This window comes from Bradyrhizobium uaiense (genome assembly GCF_010811875.1).
In the GTDB taxonomy this organism is placed as follows: domain Bacteria; phylum Pseudomonadota; class Alphaproteobacteria; order Rhizobiales; family Xanthobacteraceae; genus Bradyrhizobium; species Bradyrhizobium uaiense.
In genome coordinates, this window is record NZ_VKHP01000064.1 from 1 (window position 1) to 17,280 (window position 17,280).

The 17,280-nt window shown below is 64.1% G+C and carries 20 protein-coding genes; 10 read left to right on the plus strand and 10 right to left on the minus strand.

Features of this window, described 5'->3' with window-relative positions; all coding sequences use genetic code 11:
* The 3 genes from FNJ47_RS51320 to FNJ47_RS17440 all read left to right on the plus strand — a co-directional run.
* Window positions 1–383 (plus strand): histone (locus FNJ47_RS51320; protein ID WP_235999944.1); only part of this gene is annotated, 383 nt, incomplete at its 5' end.
* 385 nt (window positions 384–768) lie between these two features.
* Entirely contained in the window at window positions 769–1,758 is a 990-nt protein-coding gene (locus FNJ47_RS17435) for a TorF family putative porin (RefSeq protein WP_163155175.1), read from the plus strand.
* 70 nt (window positions 1,759–1,828) lie between these two features.
* Entirely contained in the window at window positions 1,829–2,329 is a 501-nt protein-coding gene (locus tag FNJ47_RS17440; RefSeq protein ID WP_163155177.1) for an HPP family protein, read from the plus strand.
* Between the two features lie 6 nt (window positions 2,330–2,335).
* Here the strand turns inward: FNJ47_RS17440 and FNJ47_RS17445 are convergent, their stop codons facing one another.
* On the minus strand, window positions 2,336–4,081 hold the full coding sequence (locus tag FNJ47_RS17445; RefSeq protein WP_163155179.1) for an SbmA/BacA-like family transporter: 1,746 nt from the start codon (window positions 4,079–4,081) through the stop codon (window positions 2,336–2,338).
* 309 nt (window positions 4,082–4,390) lie between these two features.
* On the opposite strand from FNJ47_RS17445, the gene FNJ47_RS17450 reads away from it, so the two are divergent.
* Entirely contained in the window at window positions 4,391–6,061 is a 1,671-nt protein-coding gene (locus FNJ47_RS17450) for an L-lactate permease (RefSeq protein ID WP_163155181.1), read from the plus strand.
* 147 nt (window positions 6,062–6,208) lie between these two features.
* A complete protein-coding gene (locus FNJ47_RS17455; RefSeq protein WP_163155243.1) occupies window positions 6,209–6,625 on the plus strand; it encodes an META domain-containing protein in 417 nt (138 codons plus the stop codon).
* A gap of 78 nt (window positions 6,626–6,703) precedes the next feature.
* On the opposite strand, the gene FNJ47_RS17460 is transcribed toward FNJ47_RS17455, so the two are convergent.
* On the minus strand, window positions 6,704–7,342 hold the full coding sequence (locus FNJ47_RS17460) for a hypothetical protein (RefSeq protein ID WP_163155183.1): 639 nt from the start codon (window positions 7,340–7,342) through the stop codon (window positions 6,704–6,706).
* Between the two features lie 232 nt (window positions 7,343–7,574).
* On the opposite strand from FNJ47_RS17460, the gene FNJ47_RS17465 reads away from it, so the two are divergent.
* The 3 genes from FNJ47_RS17465 to FNJ47_RS17475 all read left to right on the plus strand — a co-directional run bounded on the left by FNJ47_RS17465 (window position 7,575) and on the right by FNJ47_RS17475 (window position 9,210).
* Window positions 7,575–8,039 (plus strand): GNAT family N-acetyltransferase, encoded by a 465-nt coding sequence (locus FNJ47_RS17465; protein WP_163155245.1) that lies wholly within the window; start codon window positions 7,575–7,577, stop codon window positions 8,037–8,039.
* A 106-nt stretch (window positions 8,040–8,145) separates the two neighbouring features.
* Window positions 8,146–8,724, plus strand: a complete 579-nt coding sequence (locus FNJ47_RS17470) for a bifunctional transcriptional activator/DNA repair enzyme AdaA (RefSeq protein ID WP_163155247.1) — start codon at window positions 8,146–8,148, stop codon at window positions 8,722–8,724.
* An 18-nt stretch (window positions 8,725–8,742) separates the two neighbouring features.
* Window positions 8,743–9,210 (plus strand): PaaI family thioesterase, encoded by a 468-nt coding sequence (locus FNJ47_RS17475; protein WP_163155185.1) that lies wholly within the window; start codon window positions 8,743–8,745, stop codon window positions 9,208–9,210.
* A gap of 191 nt (window positions 9,211–9,401) precedes the next feature.
* On the opposite strand, the gene FNJ47_RS17480 is transcribed toward FNJ47_RS17475, so the two are convergent.
* The 4 genes from FNJ47_RS17480 to FNJ47_RS17495 all read right to left on the minus strand — a co-directional run bounded on the left by FNJ47_RS17480 (window position 9,402) and on the right by FNJ47_RS17495 (window position 12,484).
* Entirely contained in the window at window positions 9,402–9,866 is a 465-nt protein-coding gene (locus tag FNJ47_RS17480) for an ester cyclase (RefSeq protein WP_163155186.1), read from the minus strand.
* Window positions 9,867–10,204: 338 nt separating this feature from the next.
* On the minus strand, window positions 10,205–10,567 hold the full coding sequence (locus tag FNJ47_RS17485) for a hypothetical protein (RefSeq protein ID WP_163155188.1): 363 nt from the start codon (window positions 10,565–10,567) through the stop codon (window positions 10,205–10,207).
* 40 nt (window positions 10,568–10,607) lie between these two features.
* A complete protein-coding gene (locus FNJ47_RS17490; RefSeq protein ID WP_163155190.1) occupies window positions 10,608–11,807 on the minus strand; it encodes a hypothetical protein in 1,200 nt (399 codons plus the stop codon).
* A gap of 212 nt (window positions 11,808–12,019) precedes the next feature.
* On the minus strand, window positions 12,020–12,484 hold the full coding sequence (locus FNJ47_RS17495) for a MarR family winged helix-turn-helix transcriptional regulator (RefSeq protein ID WP_163155192.1): 465 nt from the start codon (window positions 12,482–12,484) through the stop codon (window positions 12,020–12,022).
* Between the two features lie 97 nt (window positions 12,485–12,581).
* Here FNJ47_RS17495 and FNJ47_RS17500 point away from each other — a divergent pair, with 97 nt between their 5' ends.
* Window positions 12,582–12,950 (plus strand): antibiotic biosynthesis monooxygenase family protein, encoded by a 369-nt coding sequence (locus FNJ47_RS17500; RefSeq protein WP_163155194.1) that lies wholly within the window; start codon window positions 12,582–12,584, stop codon window positions 12,948–12,950.
* Window position 12,951: 1 nt separating this feature from the next.
* Here the strand turns inward: FNJ47_RS17500 and FNJ47_RS17505 are convergent, their stop codons facing one another.
* The 3 genes from FNJ47_RS17505 to FNJ47_RS17515 all read right to left on the minus strand — a co-directional run bounded on the left by FNJ47_RS17505 (window position 12,952) and on the right by FNJ47_RS17515 (window position 15,575).
* A complete protein-coding gene (locus FNJ47_RS17505; RefSeq protein WP_163155196.1) occupies window positions 12,952–13,242 on the minus strand; it encodes a hypothetical protein in 291 nt (96 codons plus the stop codon).
* 91 nt (window positions 13,243–13,333) lie between these two features.
* Window positions 13,334–14,977, minus strand: coding sequence for a chaperonin GroEL (gene groL / locus FNJ47_RS17510; protein ID WP_163155198.1), 1,644 nt, complete (start codon window positions 14,975–14,977; stop codon window positions 13,334–13,336).
* 301 nt (window positions 14,978–15,278) lie between these two features.
* The gene (locus FNJ47_RS17515) at window positions 15,279–15,575 is read right to left on the minus strand and encodes a co-chaperone GroES (RefSeq protein ID WP_018269780.1); all 297 of its coding nucleotides are present in this window, start codon (window positions 15,573–15,575) and stop codon (window positions 15,279–15,281) included.
* A gap of 318 nt (window positions 15,576–15,893) precedes the next feature.
* Between FNJ47_RS17515 and FNJ47_RS17520 the strand changes: the two genes are divergently transcribed.
* Window positions 15,894–16,409, plus strand: a complete 516-nt coding sequence (locus FNJ47_RS17520; protein ID WP_163155200.1) for a hypothetical protein — start codon at window positions 15,894–15,896, stop codon at window positions 16,407–16,409.
* 417 nt (window positions 16,410–16,826) lie between these two features.
* On the opposite strand, the gene FNJ47_RS17525 is transcribed toward FNJ47_RS17520, so the two are convergent.
* Entirely contained in the window at window positions 16,827–17,087 is a 261-nt protein-coding gene (locus tag FNJ47_RS17525) for a hypothetical protein (protein ID WP_163155202.1), read from the minus strand.
* Window positions 17,088–17,280 lie beyond the last annotated feature (193 nt).

Genomic DNA, 17,280 nt, shown 5'->3' on the forward strand with positions numbered 1-17,280 from the left:
CGAAGAAAAGCAAGAAGGCCAAAAAGGCCAAGAAGGCGGTAGCGGCGAAGAAGAAGTCCGCGAAGAAGTCGGCCAAGAAGGCCGCGAAGAAATCAGCCAAGAAGTCTGCAAAGAAATCGGCGAAGAAGTCAGCCAAGAAGGCTGCCAAGAAAGCTGCAAAGAAAGCTGCTCCGAAGAAGGCCGCGCCCAAAAAGGCTGCCAAGAAAGCTGCGAAGAAAGCTGCCAAGAAGAGCGCTCCGAAGAAGGCCGCCGCGCCGAAGCCGGCTGCCCCGGTCGCAGCACCCCCGGCGCCCGAGCCCGCGCCGCAGCCGGCTACGAGCTGGGCCACGCCGAGCCACGAACCGGCGCCGAGCTGGGGGACCTCCGAGGGCGAGCACCACTAAGCGAACCTGTACCGGTTCACCTGATCGAAGCCGCAGCGGACGCCGCTGCGGCTTTTTCCGTATCGGCGGCAGTCCGTAGTTTTGCGGGTAAAGCCGATTCGCGCCGATGCTTCCTGCTGCGCGTCAAACCGTTGCTCGATTCCGATTTGTGCGTCGCGCAACCGGAGCGGGAGCCTTGGTTTTGTGGTGCAAATGCAACACCCGTCAACCAACGTGTGGCGAGACTGCTGGAACGCCTAAAAAGTCGGCAGATGCATGTCTTTTCGCCTTCTCCAAAAAGGAGGGGCGTTTCAGATTGAGCACACGCGATTTGGTTGCAGTCCGTTATCGCGTGCCCTGGGGGCCACGCAGCTGGGCTGTCTGAACAGAGTAGATGGGGATCGTCATGAAGAAACTGGCTTTGTTAGCAACGGCGCTAGCAATGATTTCGAGCTCGGCAATGGCAGCTGACATGGCGGTGAAGGCCGTCAAGGCGCCGCCGCCGGCTCCCTTCGATCCCTGGGACATCGCCTTCGGCGCCGCCGTCATGAACGACTACATCTTCCGCGGCGTCACCCAGTCGAACCACAATGCGTCGGTCACCGCCTATTTCGAGCCGCGCTACAACGTCAACAAGGACCTGCAGCTCTACATCGGCACCTCGACCGAGAGCATCTCCTTCGCCAACCGCGCCGCGGCGGAAGTCGACATCTACGGCGGTATCCGTCCGACCTTCGGCGCTTTCGCCTTCGACATCGGTGTCTGGGGTTACCTGTATCCGGGCGGAACCTGCTACTTCGGCGCCCCCACCGACACCGCAGGCAAGCCGCTCGGCGCGGAGTGCGCCACCAACTTCCTGCCGAACGGCAACGTCATGAAGAAGGACGTCTCGTTCTTCGAAGTCTACGGCAAGGCGACCTGGACCATCAACGACAACTGGGCCTTCACGATCAACGAGTACTACTCGCCGAACTTCCTCAACACCGGCGCCTGGGGCAACTACTCCTCGATCATCGGCAAGTACACCGCGCCGAGCGCCGTGTTCGGCTCCAGCGGCGTCGGCATGTATGTGTCGGGCGAGTTCGGCCGGCAGTGGCTCGGCACGTCTGACAGCTTCTACGGCGTCCCGGCGTTCCCGAACGGCATCAAGTATGCCGACTACAACACCTGGAACATCGGCATCGGCTTCACCTACAAGGTGTTTACGCTCGATCTGCGCTACTCCGACACCGACATGTCGAAGGGAAATTGCAGCGCCTTCACCAGCGATTACACCGCGGGCGGAACCACCAACGTCACCCCGATCAATCCGGGCGGCACGGGCTCCAACTGGTGCGGCGCGGCTGGTATCGCCAAGCTCTCGGTTGACCTGACGGCGATGTCCAACCTGAAGTAATTTCCCCTTCCGGGGGGATCGCGGGGCGGCAGAGCAATCTGCCGCCCTTTTGCTTTTGCGGGCATGCTTCATGACACCGGATTGGATGGCGTTGATCGGGTGTAGCAGCCGGCGCGAACTCGTCGAGGGCACGGTGGCAGGCATCTGCGCCGCCATCGCCGTCGGCACCATGGAGTGGTGCTCCGTCGCGGCCGGCTATCCGCTGGCGGTGATCCCGTTCGCAACCTCGATCGTGCTGGTGATGGGATCCCCGGAGGCCGCGCCGGCTCAGCCGCGCGCCTTGATCGGCGGACATCTGGTGTCGGCGCTGGCCGGCTTTGCGGTGCTGCGCCTGACCGGGCCGCATGCCTGGGCGGCTGCCGCGGCGGTTGGAGTTGCGATCCTCGCGATGGTCCTGACCGATACGTTCCACCCGCCGGCGGGCATCAGTCCGCTCCTGATCGTCTCCGGCAATCTGCCGTGGTCATTCCTGCTCGCACCGGTGCTTGCCGGTGTGCTGCTGCTGGCCGCTTTCGCCTATGGCTGGCATCGCTGGGTCAGCCGCAGGCCGTGGCCGCGGCCGACCCTGTAGCAGCGGTTACGACGCGGTAGCCTTGACCGAGTCGCGCACGGTAAAGCGATCGCCGTCGCGGACCAGCGTGACGTTGCGCTGATGGAAGGCCTCGAGCGTCGCGCGATGGCCGATCGAAACCACCGTGGTGTCGGGCAGCTTCTCGGCGATCAGCTTGTAGAGCGCGGCTTCCGCCGGCTCGTCGAGCGAGGCCGTCGCCTCGTCCAGGAACAGGAACTGCGGCGCATGCAACAGCGCCCGCGCGATGCCGAGCCGCTGCTGCTCGCCGAGCGACAGCATCCGGTTCCAGTGCGCCTGCTCCTCGAGCCGCGGCGCGAGCTGCGGCAGTCCGACGGCGGTGAGGACCTCGCGGACCCGTCCCGCGTCGAATTGCGAGGCCTCGCCCGGATAGACGACGGCGTCACGCAGCGACCCGATCGGCAGATAGGGACGCTGCGGCAGCATCATCAAGGTCGCGCCGGCCGGGACATCAATCGCGCCGTTACCGAACGGCCAGATGCCGGCGATCGCACGGAACAGCGTCGATTTGCCGGCGCCGGAGGGGCCCGTCATGAGGGTGCGCTCGCCCGTACGGAAGCCGAGCCGGTCCGCGTTCACCAGTGGCGTTCCGTCGGGCAGCCGCACTACCAGATTCTGCAAACTGACGGCGCCGTCGCTCGGCGTTGCGGTGACATGAATTCCGTCGTCGCGCCTGGCAAGGTTCGATGCTGTGGCGATTCCGGTCTCGAATCCATCGAGCCGGTTCACCACGGCCTGCCATTCGGCTAATTGACGATAGACGCTGACGAAGTACGAAAACGCGCCCTGAACGTTCGAAAATGCCGATGCGGTCTGCATCATGCCGCCGAGCTGGATCTTCTGCGCAAAGTAGGCCGGCGCCACCAGCACATAGGGGAAGATCACCGAGGCCTGATTGTAGCTCGCCGTGAACGCCGTGATCTTCTTGGTCCTGTTCATCAGGGCGATCCAGTTCTCGACCACCTGTCCGAAGCGAACGAGCAGGCGCTCGCGCTCGGCCTGCTCGCCCTGCAGCAGTGCGATCTGCTCGGAGTTTTCCCGCACGCGCACCAGGTTGAAGCGGAAATCCGCTTCATATTGCTGCTGCTTGAAATCGATGCCGACCAGCGGCCAGCCGATCAGATGGGTCAGCACGGTGCCGAGCAGCGAATAGATCAACGCGCCCCAGACCAGGTAGCCGGGAATTGAGTATTCGGCGCCGAACAGATGCAGCGGCGCTTCATTGGAAAGGCCCCACAGCAGTGTGAGAAAGGACGCCAGCGTGACGACCGAGTTCAGCAGGCCAAGGCCGAGATTGAGCGTGCGATCGACGAACAGCTTGACGTCGTCGGTCATGCGCTGGTCGGGGTTGTCGGCAGCATCGCCCTGGAGCTGCATCCGGTAGTGATTGGCCTGACGCAGCCAGTCGCCGAGATAGTGCGAGGTCATCCATTTTCGCCAGCGGATCTGCAGCCATTGATTGAGGTAGAGCTGGTAGACCGCAAGCAGGATGAAGAAGGCGACCAGCACGCAGAAATAAATGATCTCGCTGACGAAGGAATCCCAATTCCGTTCCTGCAATGCGTTGTAGAAGCGGTTGTTCCACTGTGTGAGCAGGACGTTGATGCCCACGATCGCGAGTTCGATCGCGATCACCGCCGCGAGCAATCCGCGGCCTGCCCATTTGTCCTCGGAGCTGAAATAGGGCGATGCGATGCGCCACACCGTCGCGAGCGTCGAGCGAATGTTGTTCACAGATTATCGTCTCCGGGGAAGCGGCCGCAAAGGCCTGAAGAATCGGGACAATCAGGGCGATCCGCGACTAAAGTCGTAGGTCTGGCATGCAAGCGTTGGCTTGTCCCGGCGATCGAGTCAACCCTAGCATGACGACAACGGCGAGGGACGGGGGACCTTCGATTTTTCGCGAGGATGTGAGCGATCCTTACCGATCGTTCATTCGCGAGCCGGGGCTTCAACTATTCCGACGGACTCCCGCAATCGCACCAGTCGCGCCTGCCAGCACCGAGGCCCGCGCGCTGCATAAGAACATGGGGAGGACCCGAGATGAACACCTGGAATCAAATCTACAATCCGCTAGATAATGCAGGGCTGTCGACGATCGCGGCCGCCATTCCCGTGGTCACGCTGCTGGTGCTGATCGCCAGCGGCAAGGTGAAGGCGCATATCGCGGCTATCGTCGCCGTGATCGTGACCAACCTGATCACGATCTTCGTCTTCACGATGCCGGCCAGCATGTCGATCCGCGCATCGATCCTCGGCATCGTGACCGGGTTCTTTCCGATCGGCTGGATCGTGCTCAACGTCATCTTCCTCTATCAGGTCACGGTGAGGTGCGGGAAGTTCGAGCTGTTGAAGCGCGCGGTCGGCGGCGTCACCGAGGACCGCCGCTTGCAACTGCTGCTGATCGCGTTCTCGTTCGGCGCCTTCTTCGAGGGTGCCTCGGGCTTCGGCACGCCGGTCGCGATCACCGGCGCGGTGCTGATCGGGCTCGGCTTCTCGCCGCTCGCGGCCTCCGGCCTGTCGCTGATCGCCAACACCGCACCGGTCGCCTTCGGTGCGCTGGGCACGCCGATCCAGGGCCTAGCCTCGGTGACCGGGCTCGATCCCTACCTGCTCGGCGCGATGGTCGGACGGCAGCTGCCGCTGTTCTCGCTGATCGTGCCGTTCTGGGTGATATGGGCGTTCGCGGGCTGGCGCGGCATGAAGGAAGTGTGGCCGGCGATCCTGGTCACCGGCGTGTCGTTCGCGGTCCCGCAATTCGTGATCTCGAACTACATCAATCCCTGGATCGTCGACATCGGTGCCTCGCTGATCTCGATGGGCGCGCTGATCCTGTTCCTCAAGGTCTGGCAGCCGCGGCAGCTCTGGCTGTCGCCCGCGCTGCGCGGCCGTGATGAATCGGCGGCGACGATGGCGGCCGCCAAGCCGCTCGACAAGACGCCGCTGACGCAAGGCGAATTGTGGAGCGCACTGCTGCCGTGGATCATCGTCTGCATCCTGATGCTGATCTGGGGCAATGGCGCCTTCAAGGCCTGGGCGAACGCCAACTTCGTCTGGAATTATCCGGTCCCCGAGCTCGACAAGCTGATCTTCAAGGTGCCGCCGGTGGTGCCGAAGCCCACGGCCGAAGGCGCGGTGTTCGGCTTCACCTACCTGTCGTTCACCGGCACCGGATTGCTGATCGCCGCAATCATCTCGGGTCTCTTGATGGGCTTCTCGCCGCTCAAGCTGATCGCCGAATATGGCCGCACCATCCGCCTCTGCGCGATCTCGCTGATCACGATCTCGGCGATGCTGGCGATCGGCACGCTGACCCGGCTGTCCGGCGTCGATGCCACCCTCGGCCTCGCCTTCGCGGCGACCGGCGTGCTCTACCCGTTCTTCGGCACGCTGCTCGGCTGGCTCGGCGTGGCGCTGACCGGATCGGACACCTCGTCCAACATCCTGTTCGGCAATCTGCAGAAGATCACCTCCGAACAACTCGGCCTGCCGCCGATCCTGATGGCGGCGGCGAACTCCTCGGGTGGCGTGATGGGCAAGATGATCGACGCGCAATCGATCGTGGTCGCCTCCACCGCGACCAACTGGTACGGCCATGAAGGATCGATCCTGCGCTACGTGTTCCTGCACTCGATCGTGCTGGCGTGTCTGGTCGGTCTGTTCGTGACCTTGCAGGCCTATGTCTATCCGTTCACGGCGATGGTCTTGAAATAACCAGGCGAGGCGACGGCCAAACCAGGATCCCCGCGGGTGGAGAGCCCGCGGGGATTTTGCTTTTCAAGCGCTTTTCCTCGCGCGGACAAGCTGGCCAATCGCGGCCCTGTCCCATAGAAGGGCTGCGTCGCAATGGCTGGGAATGGCATGATCTCGATGAAGCGGTTTCTGAACGGCGGCGCGGCCGCATTGGTGCTGGCTGCTGCGGCTCTCGTCGCGGTTCCGGCGCAGGCGCAGGAGGAATTTCCGTTCGGTTTCGTGATGACGCTCGATGCCGCGCGCATGCCGGGCTCCAAGCGGATTCCCTCGATCGAGGTCGGCGACAATGGCGAGGTGATCCTCGAGCTCTGGTGCGACGGCGGCAAGGGCCAGTTTTCGGTTGCCGGCAACACCATCGTGTTCGTTCCCGGCGCGATGGAGAACCGCAGCTGCACGCCGGAGCGGGCGCAGGCCGACAAGGACCTGCTCGCAGCGCTCGGCGAGATGACGAGCTGGCGACGGCAGGGTGATCAGGTCACGTTCGTCGGAAGCAAGTCGCTGCGCTACGTGATCAACAGCAACTAAGAGCGTTTTCGAGCGAAGTGGATGCCGGTTCGCGTTAAGAAAACGCGTCAAACAAAAAGCCGCGCGGTTCGAAGCCGCTCAGGGCGTCGCGACCAATCCGCTTGCGGTGGCAACGATCCAGCGGTTGCCCCAGCGCACGATGGAATCGACACGTCCAAGGCCAGGCACGACGTCGCCACGCGCGGCCATCTTGACGCCCTCCGGCCCTTCGAGCACGGCGGTGCCGTCCCGGACTTCGACCACCGACCATCCGGGGATGGTGCTCGGCCGCGTTTCGGGGGCGGTTGCCACGGGCTGCGTCGGCCCCAGCGCCATCGCTTGCGCATTCAGCGTCGTCGGCGCGGCTCCGAGCACCTGCGGGCGTGGATTGGCAACAGATTTGGGAATGCTGCCGGTGACGGCGGGATCGGCGTTGGACGCCGTCCGCCGAGGGCTCTCGCTGCGGCTTTCCTTTCTTGGGCTCGGCCGCATCTCGGCAACGCGCGGGACCGGCGCTTCCTTCTGCGCCACCGGTAGCGGGGCGGGAGCTATCAAGTCGTGCCAGTTGGCGCCGCCGGTCCATCCCAACACGAAGCTTGCGGCCAATGCCGTGGCGGCCAGCAGCGCGGTGCCGATGCGGTCGGCGAATGGCTCCCGCAGCAGCAGGGCGGCATCGTGGTTTTCGCCTGAGACGTCCCAGAGGTCCGCCGTCTGCGCCGGCGAATGACCCTCCGTCACATCTGTTGGCCAGATGCTTCCAGGACTGATCGGCTCGCGGTCTTGCATGGCGTGACCTGTGTTCGGTGACGCAAAGGATGATCCTCGAAACTAAATCGAGCCTTAATTTTCGGTGACCGAACTGCGGCAGCACGAAGTCTTTTGGTCGCAACCCCGTAGATTGACGGGCAAAGAGCGTCGGCCGACAGTTGCGGCAACGCTTTCTCCGGCCCGGCCCCGAATCGTGTCCGAGATACGCAAGCCTGAAATCAGCATCGCCCCCGAAGACCCGCGGCGGCCGGAGGTGCAGCGGCTGATCGCGCTGTCGGATGCCTATCTGGAGGCGCTGTACCCGGCCGATAGCAACCACCTCGCCGACGCAGCGGCGCTGGCCGCGCCCGGCACGGTGTTTCTCGTCGCGCGCAGCAACAGTGAGGCGCTCGGCTCGATCGCCTTCCGCGTCATCGGCCCCGAACATGCCGAGATGAAGCGGATGTTCGTGCGGGCCGAGGCGCGTGGACACGGGCTCGGCCGCCGTCTGCTTGAGGCGCTGGAACAGGCGGCGCGCAGCCGGCAGATCGCGCGCGTCAGCCTGGAGGCCGGAATCCGGCAGCCGGAAGCGATCGGACTCTACCGCGCCGCCGGCTACCGGGAGTGCCCGCCGTTCGGTGACTACGCGCCCGATCCGCTCAGCCTGTTCATGACCAAGCGCCTCTGACGCTAGCGAGCATTCGCGCACTTGGCCCCGCACCCAGCGGTCGTTTCCGGACGTCGTCTCCGCAAATCGGGTCGTCGTGGCCGGCGCGCGCGGCTATAGCGTTCGCATGCTCGACTTCGCCGCACAGTATGCAGCCTTTCAGCGACGCGATCCGGCCTGGGACGGGATCGTGTTCGTCGCGGTCAGGACCACGGGTGTGTATTGTCGCCCGGTCTGCCGGGCGCGCACGCCGCTCGCGCGCAATGTGCGGTTCTATGGCAGTGCGGCGTCGGCCGAACGCGCCGGCTTCCGCCCTTGCCTGCGCTGCCGTCCCGAGGCGGCGCCGTTCTGCCCGGCATGGAAAGGCACCAGGACGACCGTCGAGCGCGCGCTTGCGCTGATCGAGGACGGCGCACTCGACCGCGGCAATGTTACCGCACTGGCCGAACGGCTCGGCGTCGGCGCGCGGCATCTGACGCGTCTGTTCGCCGAGCATCTCGAGGCCTCGCCGCTCCAGGTCGCACTCTCGCTGCGCGTGCAGCGCGCCAAGCGCCTGATCGACGGCAGCGATGCTCCGCTGTCCGTGGTGGCGCAGCGCGCCGGCTTCTCCAGCGCAAGGCGCATGACCGCTGCATTCGCAACACTCTACGGTCGCTCGCCGATCTCGCTGCGGCGGAGGCGGCGGCCAGTCGTCACGATGCAATGAACCCGATGGAGATCAGCAATGGCCAAGAGCTACGGCACGGTGAGTGCGGAACAAAAACTCAAGATGAGCGGACTCGCATTCGTCCAGGGGCTCGCCTCCGGCGCCTTGCCGCTCAACACGATCGCGCGGACGCTCGGCTATGACGTCACCGAGGCGGAGCACGGCCGCGTCGTCGTCACGCTGGTGCCGACGGATGCGCATCTCAATCCGGCGGGCACCGTGCATGGCGGTCTCACCGCGACGCTGCTCGACAGCTGCATGGGGCTTGCGGTGCAGTCGACGCTCGACGCCGGCATCAGCCAGACCACGCTCGAATTCAAGATCTCGCTGGTGCGGCCGATCACGCCGGACACCGGCCCGATCCGGGCCGAGGGCCATGTGCTCAATTGCGGCCGCCGCGTCGGCACCGCGGAGGGCAGGGTCACCGACGCGAAGGGACGGTTGCTCGCGCATGGTACGACGACGTGCCTGATCTTTCCGGCTTGACGCAGAGTAATTGGAAGGACTGAACCGGCACTGCACCCGGAGATGCAATGCCGGTGTGGCAACATTGGAATGCGTCCAGCGAGCCTGCGGGTTAGAGCGGTTCAATTTCACTGAGCCGACCGCTTGCGCTGCCCGAACGCATGGAAGGTGCGTTCGGGCAACTGCGATACGATGGTCGGTGAAACGCCGGTTCATCCGGCGTAACCACTCTGTTCAGGCAAGCGGATGAGGCCGAGCTGCAGCATGGCGGTTAGCGCATCTTCCTGTCCAAGCTCCTCGGCGATCCGTCCGTCCCGCACGCGCAGCACGGTGGTGCCGGCGAACGTCATCTTGCGGCCGGAAGCCGCGGGCAGCGAGCCGAGGCGGAAGTCGCTGAACGCAGGTCCGGTGTGCGTTCCGCCGCCTTCCCAGCGGCCGACGACGAGGTCGCCTTCCGCGACGAGATCGCCGACGCCCCAGAAATTCAGATCCGGAAACGCTTCGCGAAACTCGGTGATGAATTGCGTGACGGCGGCGCGACCCTTCTTCGGTTCGTGCATCGGGTAGTGCACGACAATGTCTGGCGTCGCGAGCTCTTCGATGATGCTTGGATTCCACGGATTTCCCCAGAAGCCCGTGAACCATCGGCCGACCACATCCTTGTTTTGCTCTGACATCTCATCGTCTCCATTTGCGCGTTGCCGGCATCGCGACCGGCGCTGTGTCGATGCGCGCATTAGGCAATGTGAGACGCGTGTCGCACCACCCGATTTCAGATCGGGCGTGCAGCTGCTTTTCAGGCAAGATTCCGCTTTGTCGATATGGCGCTTAGCGCCGCTTCGCGAACATCATCGCGCAATCGGGAAGCGGGTGGTTTGCGCAACGCGCGCGAAAACCTGTTCGCGATCACACGGGAGAGCATCATGCGCAACTTCGATGCGATCGAGCCTCGTTCGGAATGCTCCAGTCAGGTCCGGACGCGGCTCCTTCGGCGGCAGGCAACAATGTCGTGCCGCTAGAGCCGTGGCGACTTCGGCGGCTTTGCAACGGCGATGCCGCGAAACAGGAGGAAGAACGCGAAGATTGCGATCGGATAGGCCAGGATCAACACGAAGGTCTCTATCATGGCCTCCTGGCTCAAACCGAAGAAGAAAGGCGCGAGCTCAAACGGCATGACTAGGCCTAGGCCCGCGCCGGCACCTCCGAAGATCGCAATCAGGTTGCACACGAACTCCGGCGCGCGACGACGAGCGGCGATCGCAAAGATGAGGCAGGCCACCGCAACGATGATGAATGCCCACTCGGTCTGATGGATCAGGTCGACGGGCCAGCCCTTCGTGCTTGATGAAGGGCTGAGATAGCCAATCACGAACATCATGATCGGGGCTTGTGGCCGAGATATTGCTGAACCGCCGACCTCAGTGCCACACCGACTTGTCGGCGTCCCAGCGCTGGCCCTTGAACTCCTTGGTCAGCGCGTCGATCGCGCCGTTGTCGTCCTTGGTCTCGCTGGCTTCCTCGTCGCTGCTGGAATCGTCGGACAGGTTCAGCTTGGCGCCGGAGCTGTCATCCGATGTCGAGACGGTGGGGCTCGAGACCCAGAGCATGAGCTTGTCCGAGCTGCCGGGCTTGTCGGGCGAGACGAGGGCGGTGATTTCATAATTCTGGGTGAGGCCGAGCGCAGGATAGATCGCGCTGGGCCGCTTCAGCACCAGCTTGAGCTTGCCGGTGTTCGCGTTCCACGTCGCCGAGGCGGGCTTGGCCGCAAGCGTCTTCGCCAGCACGCCGGCGATCGCGGTCGCCAGTCTGTCCTTGTTGATCTTGTCGCCGTCGCGCCAGTCGGCGGCGGCAATACGGATGGTGCGGTCCATCTCGACCACGCCGCTGGTCCAGCCGGCTGCGGTCACGCCGGGCGCGGATTTCACCTTGGCGAGCAGCGCGCTGGCGTGCTCGGGATCGACGGTGAGGTTGATGGTCTGCTCGCCGGAGCGCAGCGCATCGCAGGTCACCGCGAGGCTGGAGGTGGCGATCTCGACGGCTTCGCCCTTCAGGCTCTTGAGGAAATCGGCCGCCGCATCGAGCTTCACCCGCACGCCGATCGATTCCGGCGAGACGTCGGTAAAATCCTTCGGCTGCGGCGTGATGCCGTCCTCGGTGGCTTGATTGTCCTGGAATTCCTTCTCGCTGAGATCGGAATTGTCCGTCGAGGCGACCTCGGTCACGGTCTGGCCGATCGTGATCTGGCCGCGGAACTCAAAGCTGTCGCCGGTCTGCTTGCGGTTCAGCTTGATGGAGACCGGCTGCTTGTCGGCGACGCTCTGGGTGGTGCCGGACAGCGTCTGGCCGCTGACGGCAAGGTTGGCGACGAAGCGGTCCTTGCGGTCGGAGCCCTTGTCGGCGGGATAGCAGACGTCGAGCACGGCCGCAGTCACGGTCTTGCCCTGGCGGGTTTCCTTCAGGACGACATCGGCATTGCCGTCCATCAGGCCGTCGATCGCGGTGAAATAGCGCGTCTCGGGGCCGTTCGACGGGGCTGCCTTCGATTGCAGCTTCATCTGGGCGAGGGCAGGGGCCGAGGCGAAGGCAAGACCGAGCAGCAGGAGCGGGAGCGCGCGCATACGATAAGTCCTCGAAGGGCAGAATCGGTTCCGTCGTAACTAGCAAACCTCCGTGTCATTGGCCAAAAAAGAAGGCCGCCTGACGGCGGTTATCAATTTCGAACGATCTGACCTTTGGCACTGTCATGGCCCGGCGAAGCGATTTTCCGAAAAGATCATGCTTGGACAACAAGCTAAGGCGCGATGACGGCTCTGTCTGATCTCATCGCGCCTTAAGGTTCTTCGCCGTTCTCCAGCCTGCCGCGCAATGTACTGACGACGCGGCTCACGGTTTCGATGTCCTTCATCGACAGTCCGTCGGCGAGGCCGTTCACCCAGGGCAGTTGCAGCCGCATCGCCGCGTCGAAGCTTTGCTGGCCCTTGTCGGTCAGCACGACGAGCTGGGCGCGGCGGTGATGTGGGTTGGTCTCGAAGGCGACGAGCCCGTCCCGTTCGAGGTCGTTGACGATTCGCTGCACGTTCTGTCTGGCGGCGCCGAGGTCGCGCGCCAGCCACGCCACCGGTTGCGGGCGCTCAGCGGCGACGATGGCGCCGAGGATCTGCCAGCGCGCGCTGGTCAGCCCGAGCCCGGCCACCAGCCGGTCGCCTGACGTGAACAGCAGGCTGTTGAGCCTGAACAGGTCGGGAATCAGGTTGCTCAGGGCTTCACCGGCCGGCGTTCGCTTGGTTTGCGGCATTTGTCACCATAGGTGTGTATTGACATCATAATGTCAATATTGATATGTATCGATCTGGTCGGAATGACATCATAGCACCATATCAACGGAGCCAGCCATGCCGCAGATGCGCCCCCTCGACCCCGCATTCCCGATCGACCGCCAGCTCGCGGTCGATGCCAGGAACGTCGTACTGGTCAACCTCTTCACCCTCGACAAGGCCGACGAGGACACCTTCCTGAAAGCCTGGCAGGACGACGCCGCCATCATGAAGCGGCAGCCCGGCTTCATCTCGACCCAGCTGCACCGCGCACTCGGCGAGAGCCCGGCCTATCTGAATTACGCGGTCTGGGAATCCACCGCCGCCTTCCGCGCGGCGTTCATGAACCCCGAGTTCAGGGCGAAGCTCTCGGCCTATCCAGCTTCGGTGGTGGCGTCGCCGCATTTGTTTCAGAAGGTTGCGGTGCCGGACGTGTGCGTCGCGTAACTCAACTGTGCACCAGCATGCCGATGCCGAGCGTGGCAGCGGCAGCCAGGAAGGCGATGTCCAGGAAGCGCAGCGGCGCTTTCGGACGATGACCGGCAGAGCCGGCAATGACGTAGTAGAGCCAATAGCCCCCGCCGAGGACGGCAAACGTCAACGTCTGCTTGAACCAGAACGTCAGGACGACCGCGAGATCATCGATGCTGTCTTGGGCATAGGCGCGCAGCGCGAGCACCGCGCCGATCGCGTAGAACAACGCGAGCGTTGACGTCAGGGATTTGGCGTCGCGGGACATCGGATGATCCTTACGTCTCGATCGTAATCAAACTGCAAAAAAGAAGGCCGCCCGGAGGCGGCCTTCGATCTCGATACTGCGCGAGTGCGGCTTAGAAACCGCCCATGCCGCCCATTCCACCCATGCCGCCGCCCGGCATCGCCGGCGCCGCGTCCTTCGGCACTTCGGCGACCATGGCCTCGGTGGTCACCAGCAGGCCGGCCACGGAGGAGGCGTCCTGAAGTGCGGTACGCACCACCTTGGCGGGGTCGATGATGCCCTTGTCGACCATGTCGACATAGTCCTCGGTCTGGGCGTCGAAGCCGAAGGTCTCCGACTTGTTCTCGAGGATCTTGCCGACCACGATCGAGCCTTCGACACCGGCGTTCTCCGAGATCTGGCGAATCGGAGCTTCCAGCGCCTTGAGCACGATGTTGATGCCGGCCTGGACGTCGGCATTGGGGTTGGTGAGACGGCCGACCGCCTTCTTGGCGCGCAGCAGCGCCACGCCGCCGCCGGGCACGATGCCTTCCTGCACCGCGGCGCGGGTCGCGTTCAGCGCGTCCTCGACACGATCCTTCTTCTCCTTGACCTCGACCTCGGTCGCACCGCCGACCTTGATCACGGCAACGCCGCCGGCGAGCTTGGCAAGACGCTCCTGCAGCTTCTCACGGTCGTAGTCCGAGGTGGTCTCCTCGATCTGCGCCTTGATCTGGCCAACGCGGGCGTCGATGTCCTTCTTCTTGCCGGCGCCCTTGACGATCGTGGTGTTCTCCTTGTCGATCACGATCTTGCCGGCGCGGCCGAGCATGTTGACCGTGACGTTCTCGAGCTTCATGCCGAGGTCGTCGGAGATCAGCTGACCGCCGGTCAGGATCGCGATGTCCTCCAGCATCGCCTTGCGGCGATCGCCGAAGCCCGGCGCCTTGACGGCGGCGACCTTGAGGCCGCCGCGCAGGCGGTTCACCACCAGCGTCGCCAGCGCCTCGCCCTCGACGTCCTCGGCGAGGATCAGCAGTGGACGGCCCGACTGCACCACGGCTTCCAGCACCGGCAGCATCGCCTGCAGGCCGGAAAGCTTCTTCTCGTGCAGCAGGATGTAGGCATCCTCGAGCTCGGCGGTCATCTTCTCGGCGTTGGTGATGAAGTACGGGCTGAGGTAGCCGCGGTCGAACTTCATGCCCTCGACGATGTCGACCTCGGTCTCGAGCGACTTGTTCTCCTCGACGGTGATGACGCCCTCGTTGCCGACCTTCTGCATCGCCTGCGCGATCATCTTGCCGATCGCGGTGTCGCCATTGGCCGAAATGGTGCCGACCTGGGCGACCTCGGAGGAGGCGGCAACCGGCTTGGCGCGCTTCTCGATGTCCTTGATCACCGCGGCGACGGCAATGTCGATGCCGCGCTTCAGGTCCATCGGGTTCATGCCGGCGGCAACCGACTTGGCGCCTTCGCGGACGATGGCCTGCGCCAGCACGGTCGCGGTGGTGGTGCCGTCACCGGCGGTGTCGTTGGTCTTGGAAGCGACCTCGCGCAGCATCTGCGCGCCCATGTTCTCGAACTTGTCGTCGAGCTCGATCTCCTTGGCGACGGTGACGCCGTCCTTGGTGATGCGGGGCGCGCCGAATGACTTCTCGATGACGACGTTGCGGCCCTTCGGGCCGAGCGTCACCTTGACGGCGTTGGCGAGCACGTCGACGCCGCGCAGCATGCGGTCGCGGGCGTCTCCGGCGAATTTTACGTCCTTGGCAGCCATTGTTTTGAACTCCTGGAATGTGTCTGTGAATTGTTTGCCGTTTGATCGCCGGGTCTGCTTCCCCTCTCCCCTTGTGGGAGAGGGTGGACGCGATGCGAAGCATCGCGGACGGGTGAGGGGTCTGTCTCCGCGGATAGAGACCCCTCATCCGGCGCGCTTTGCGCGCCACCTTCTCCCAACCCAAGTCGGGTTTACCCGACTTGGGTATCCCTGACTTGTCGAAGTCGGATAAATCCGACTTCGATGGGAGAAGGGAAGAGGTGATTGTGCCGGCGATCAGCGGCTCTCGGGTTAGTGGCGCTTACGCCAGCACGCCCATGATGTCGGACTCCTTCATGATCAGGAGCTCCTGGTTGTCGAGCTTGACCTCGGTGCCCGACCACTTGCCGAACAGCACGCGGTCGCCGACCTTGAGGTCGATCGGGATCAGCTTGCCGGCTTCGTCGCGGCCACCCGGGCCGACGGCGACGATCTCGCCCTGGGACGGCTTCTCCTTGGCCGAGTCCGGAATGATGATGCCGCCCTTGGACTTCTCCTCGGCATCGATACGCTTGACCACGACGCGGTCGTGCAGGGGGCGGAAGGTGGATTTAGCCATGACGTTCCCTCTTGGAGGCTCGGTTTCAGGTCCGGTTCATCGAGACCGGCGTTGAATGCCGGTCCGGTCGGCGCCAGGCAGGACGCCCGGCGCATTTAGCAATCGTGGTGCGAGAGTGCTAATTGTGCGCCGGGGAATATGGCTTGGCGCAGTTTCTGTCAAGCAAACGGGTTAAGGCCTTGGTGAGGCCAATATAGGATGGTGGACCAGAAACCAAATCGTAGCGATGACGTAATTTTGTCAGACGTCATTGCTCCGTCTTAAGTTTTACGCTTGGCTGCATGACGGGTGCGGCCGGGACATAGTCGGGGGATACACATGATCATGTCACTCAACGCGCGATTGGTCGCACGGTTCGCGGCTGTTTCGGCGCTGACGACACTCTTGGGGGCGTGCGGCAGCATGAGCCTGCCGTCGCTGTCGTCGAACGAGCCGGCGCCCTCCGAGCCGGGGGTGGCCCCGGAGATGCCCGCGAGCATCCGCCCCGACGAGATCGTCGGCCGCTGGGGTCTCGCCTCGTTCCAGAATCCCGCCGACCGCGCCCGTACCGAGGCCGCCGCGCGCGGCCAGTGCAAGCAGCCTTATGTGATCGGCGCCGGCCAGAACGGCGGCGTCATCATGCATCTGGCCGACCAGGCCACCCCGCAGGAACTGCGGCTGAAGGGTTCCCCGAGCGGCAAGAACTATATCGGCCCGCCTGGCCCTGTGCCCGGCGAGCAGGACCGCGAGATCATCTCGTTCGACGGGCGGGTCCTGATCACCCGCTTCGTCGACAAGGACGCCGCCACCCGCTACGGCAACATGGTCTACGTGCGCTGCGCCCCGAGGGCGTAACGGCGAGACATTTGTTCCACCCCGGCTAGTGCCGCATCGGAGGTTCGCCTCTCCCCTTGTGGGAGAGGCCGGATTGCATCGCCAGATGCAATCCGGGTGAGGGGTCTCTCTCGGCAGGTGACCCTCTTGCCATTTGACTATGCGGCGACAACCCCTCATCCGGCGCTTCGCGCCACCTTCTCCCACAAGGGGAGAAGGGGAAGGTCGCAGTCATTGCGAGGAGCGAAGCGACGAAGCAATCCATGCCGCCGCATTCGCGGATCGATGGATTGCTTCGCTTCGCTCGCAATGACGGCGGATAGATTGCCGCTCAAGCAAAAGCGCCGGCTGTGAAGGGCGGCGTTTTCGTTTTCGCTGGCCGAAGGGGAACGACGTGGCTTGCCGTGTGCGCTCGCGGTCGTAACCCCCAAAACTGCCTTACCGCCGCACGCCGACGCGATTGACGCCGCCATTCATGTTGCCGCCCACGTTATGCCGGACCGCAGCGCGCGCCACCGGACGCGGCCGGAGCACGACGCCTGCCCGCGCCACGCAACCGTGCGGATATCCGACATAGGTGCAGTACACGACGGCCTTCGCCGGTGCTGAACTGAACGTGACACCCGCTAGTCCCAACATCAGGCTGGCCGCAATTCCCGCAGTCGCTGACTTGATCGAAAGAATGGTCGTCCGACGCATGGTGATCCTCCCTCATCGCACGCGAACCGAAAAGTGATGGAGCCGCTTCAAATGCGTCCCAGGTATCGTGCCTGGGTATCGTCGGTGGCGAGGGATAGGTGATGTTGACGTAGATCAACGCCGGGCGTGACCCGTCGCCCCGTGAGATCGATCTGCTTCATCAAGAACAAGGGCGGCTCACCGAGCCGCCCTC

Bases quoted from the DNA above. Each gene is read 5' to 3' on its own strand.
- FNJ47_RS17435 (WP_163155175.1), top strand. From the start codon at position 769: ATGAAGAAACTGGCTTTGTTAGCAACGGCGCTAGCAATGATTTCGAGC.
- FNJ47_RS17440 (WP_163155177.1), top strand. From the start codon at position 1,829: ATGACACCGGATTGGATGGCGTTGATCGGGTGTAGCAGCCGGCGCGAA.
- FNJ47_RS17450 (WP_163155181.1), top strand. From the start codon at position 4,391: ATGAACACCTGGAATCAAATCTACAATCCGCTAGATAATGCAGGGCTG.
- FNJ47_RS17455 (WP_163155243.1), top strand. From the start codon at position 6,209: ATGATCTCGATGAAGCGGTTTCTGAACGGCGGCGCGGCCGCATTGGTG.
- FNJ47_RS17470 (WP_163155247.1), top strand. From the start codon at position 8,146: ATGCTCGACTTCGCCGCACAGTATGCAGCCTTTCAGCGACGCGATCCG.
- FNJ47_RS17475 (WP_163155185.1), top strand. From the start codon at position 8,743: ATGGCCAAGAGCTACGGCACGGTGAGTGCGGAACAAAAACTCAAGATG.
- FNJ47_RS17480 (WP_163155186.1), bottom strand. From the start codon at position 9,866: ATGTCAGAGCAAAACAAGGATGTGGTCGGCCGATGGTTCACGGGCTTC.
- FNJ47_RS17485 (WP_163155188.1), bottom strand. From the start codon at position 10,567: ATGATGTTCGTGATTGGCTATCTCAGCCCTTCATCAAGCACGAAGGGC.
- FNJ47_RS17490 (WP_163155190.1), bottom strand. From the start codon at position 11,807: ATGCGCGCGCTCCCGCTCCTGCTGCTCGGTCTTGCCTTCGCCTCGGCC.
- FNJ47_RS17495 (WP_163155192.1), bottom strand. From the start codon at position 12,484: ATGCCGCAAACCAAGCGAACGCCGGCCGGTGAAGCCCTGAGCAACCTG.
- FNJ47_RS17500 (WP_163155194.1), top strand. From the start codon at position 12,582: ATGCCGCAGATGCGCCCCCTCGACCCCGCATTCCCGATCGACCGCCAG.
- FNJ47_RS17505 (WP_163155196.1), bottom strand. From the start codon at position 13,242: ATGTCCCGCGACGCCAAATCCCTGACGTCAACGCTCGCGTTGTTCTAC.
- groL (WP_163155198.1), bottom strand. From the start codon at position 14,977: ATGGCTGCCAAGGACGTAAAATTCGCCGGAGACGCCCGCGACCGCATG.
- FNJ47_RS17515 (WP_018269780.1), bottom strand. From the start codon at position 15,575: ATGGCTAAATCCACCTTCCGCCCCCTGCACGACCGCGTCGTGGTCAAG.
- FNJ47_RS17520 (WP_163155200.1), top strand. From the start codon at position 15,894: ATGATCATGTCACTCAACGCGCGATTGGTCGCACGGTTCGCGGCTGTT.
- FNJ47_RS17525 (WP_163155202.1), bottom strand. From the start codon at position 17,087: ATGCGTCGGACGACCATTCTTTCGATCAAGTCAGCGACTGCGGGAATT.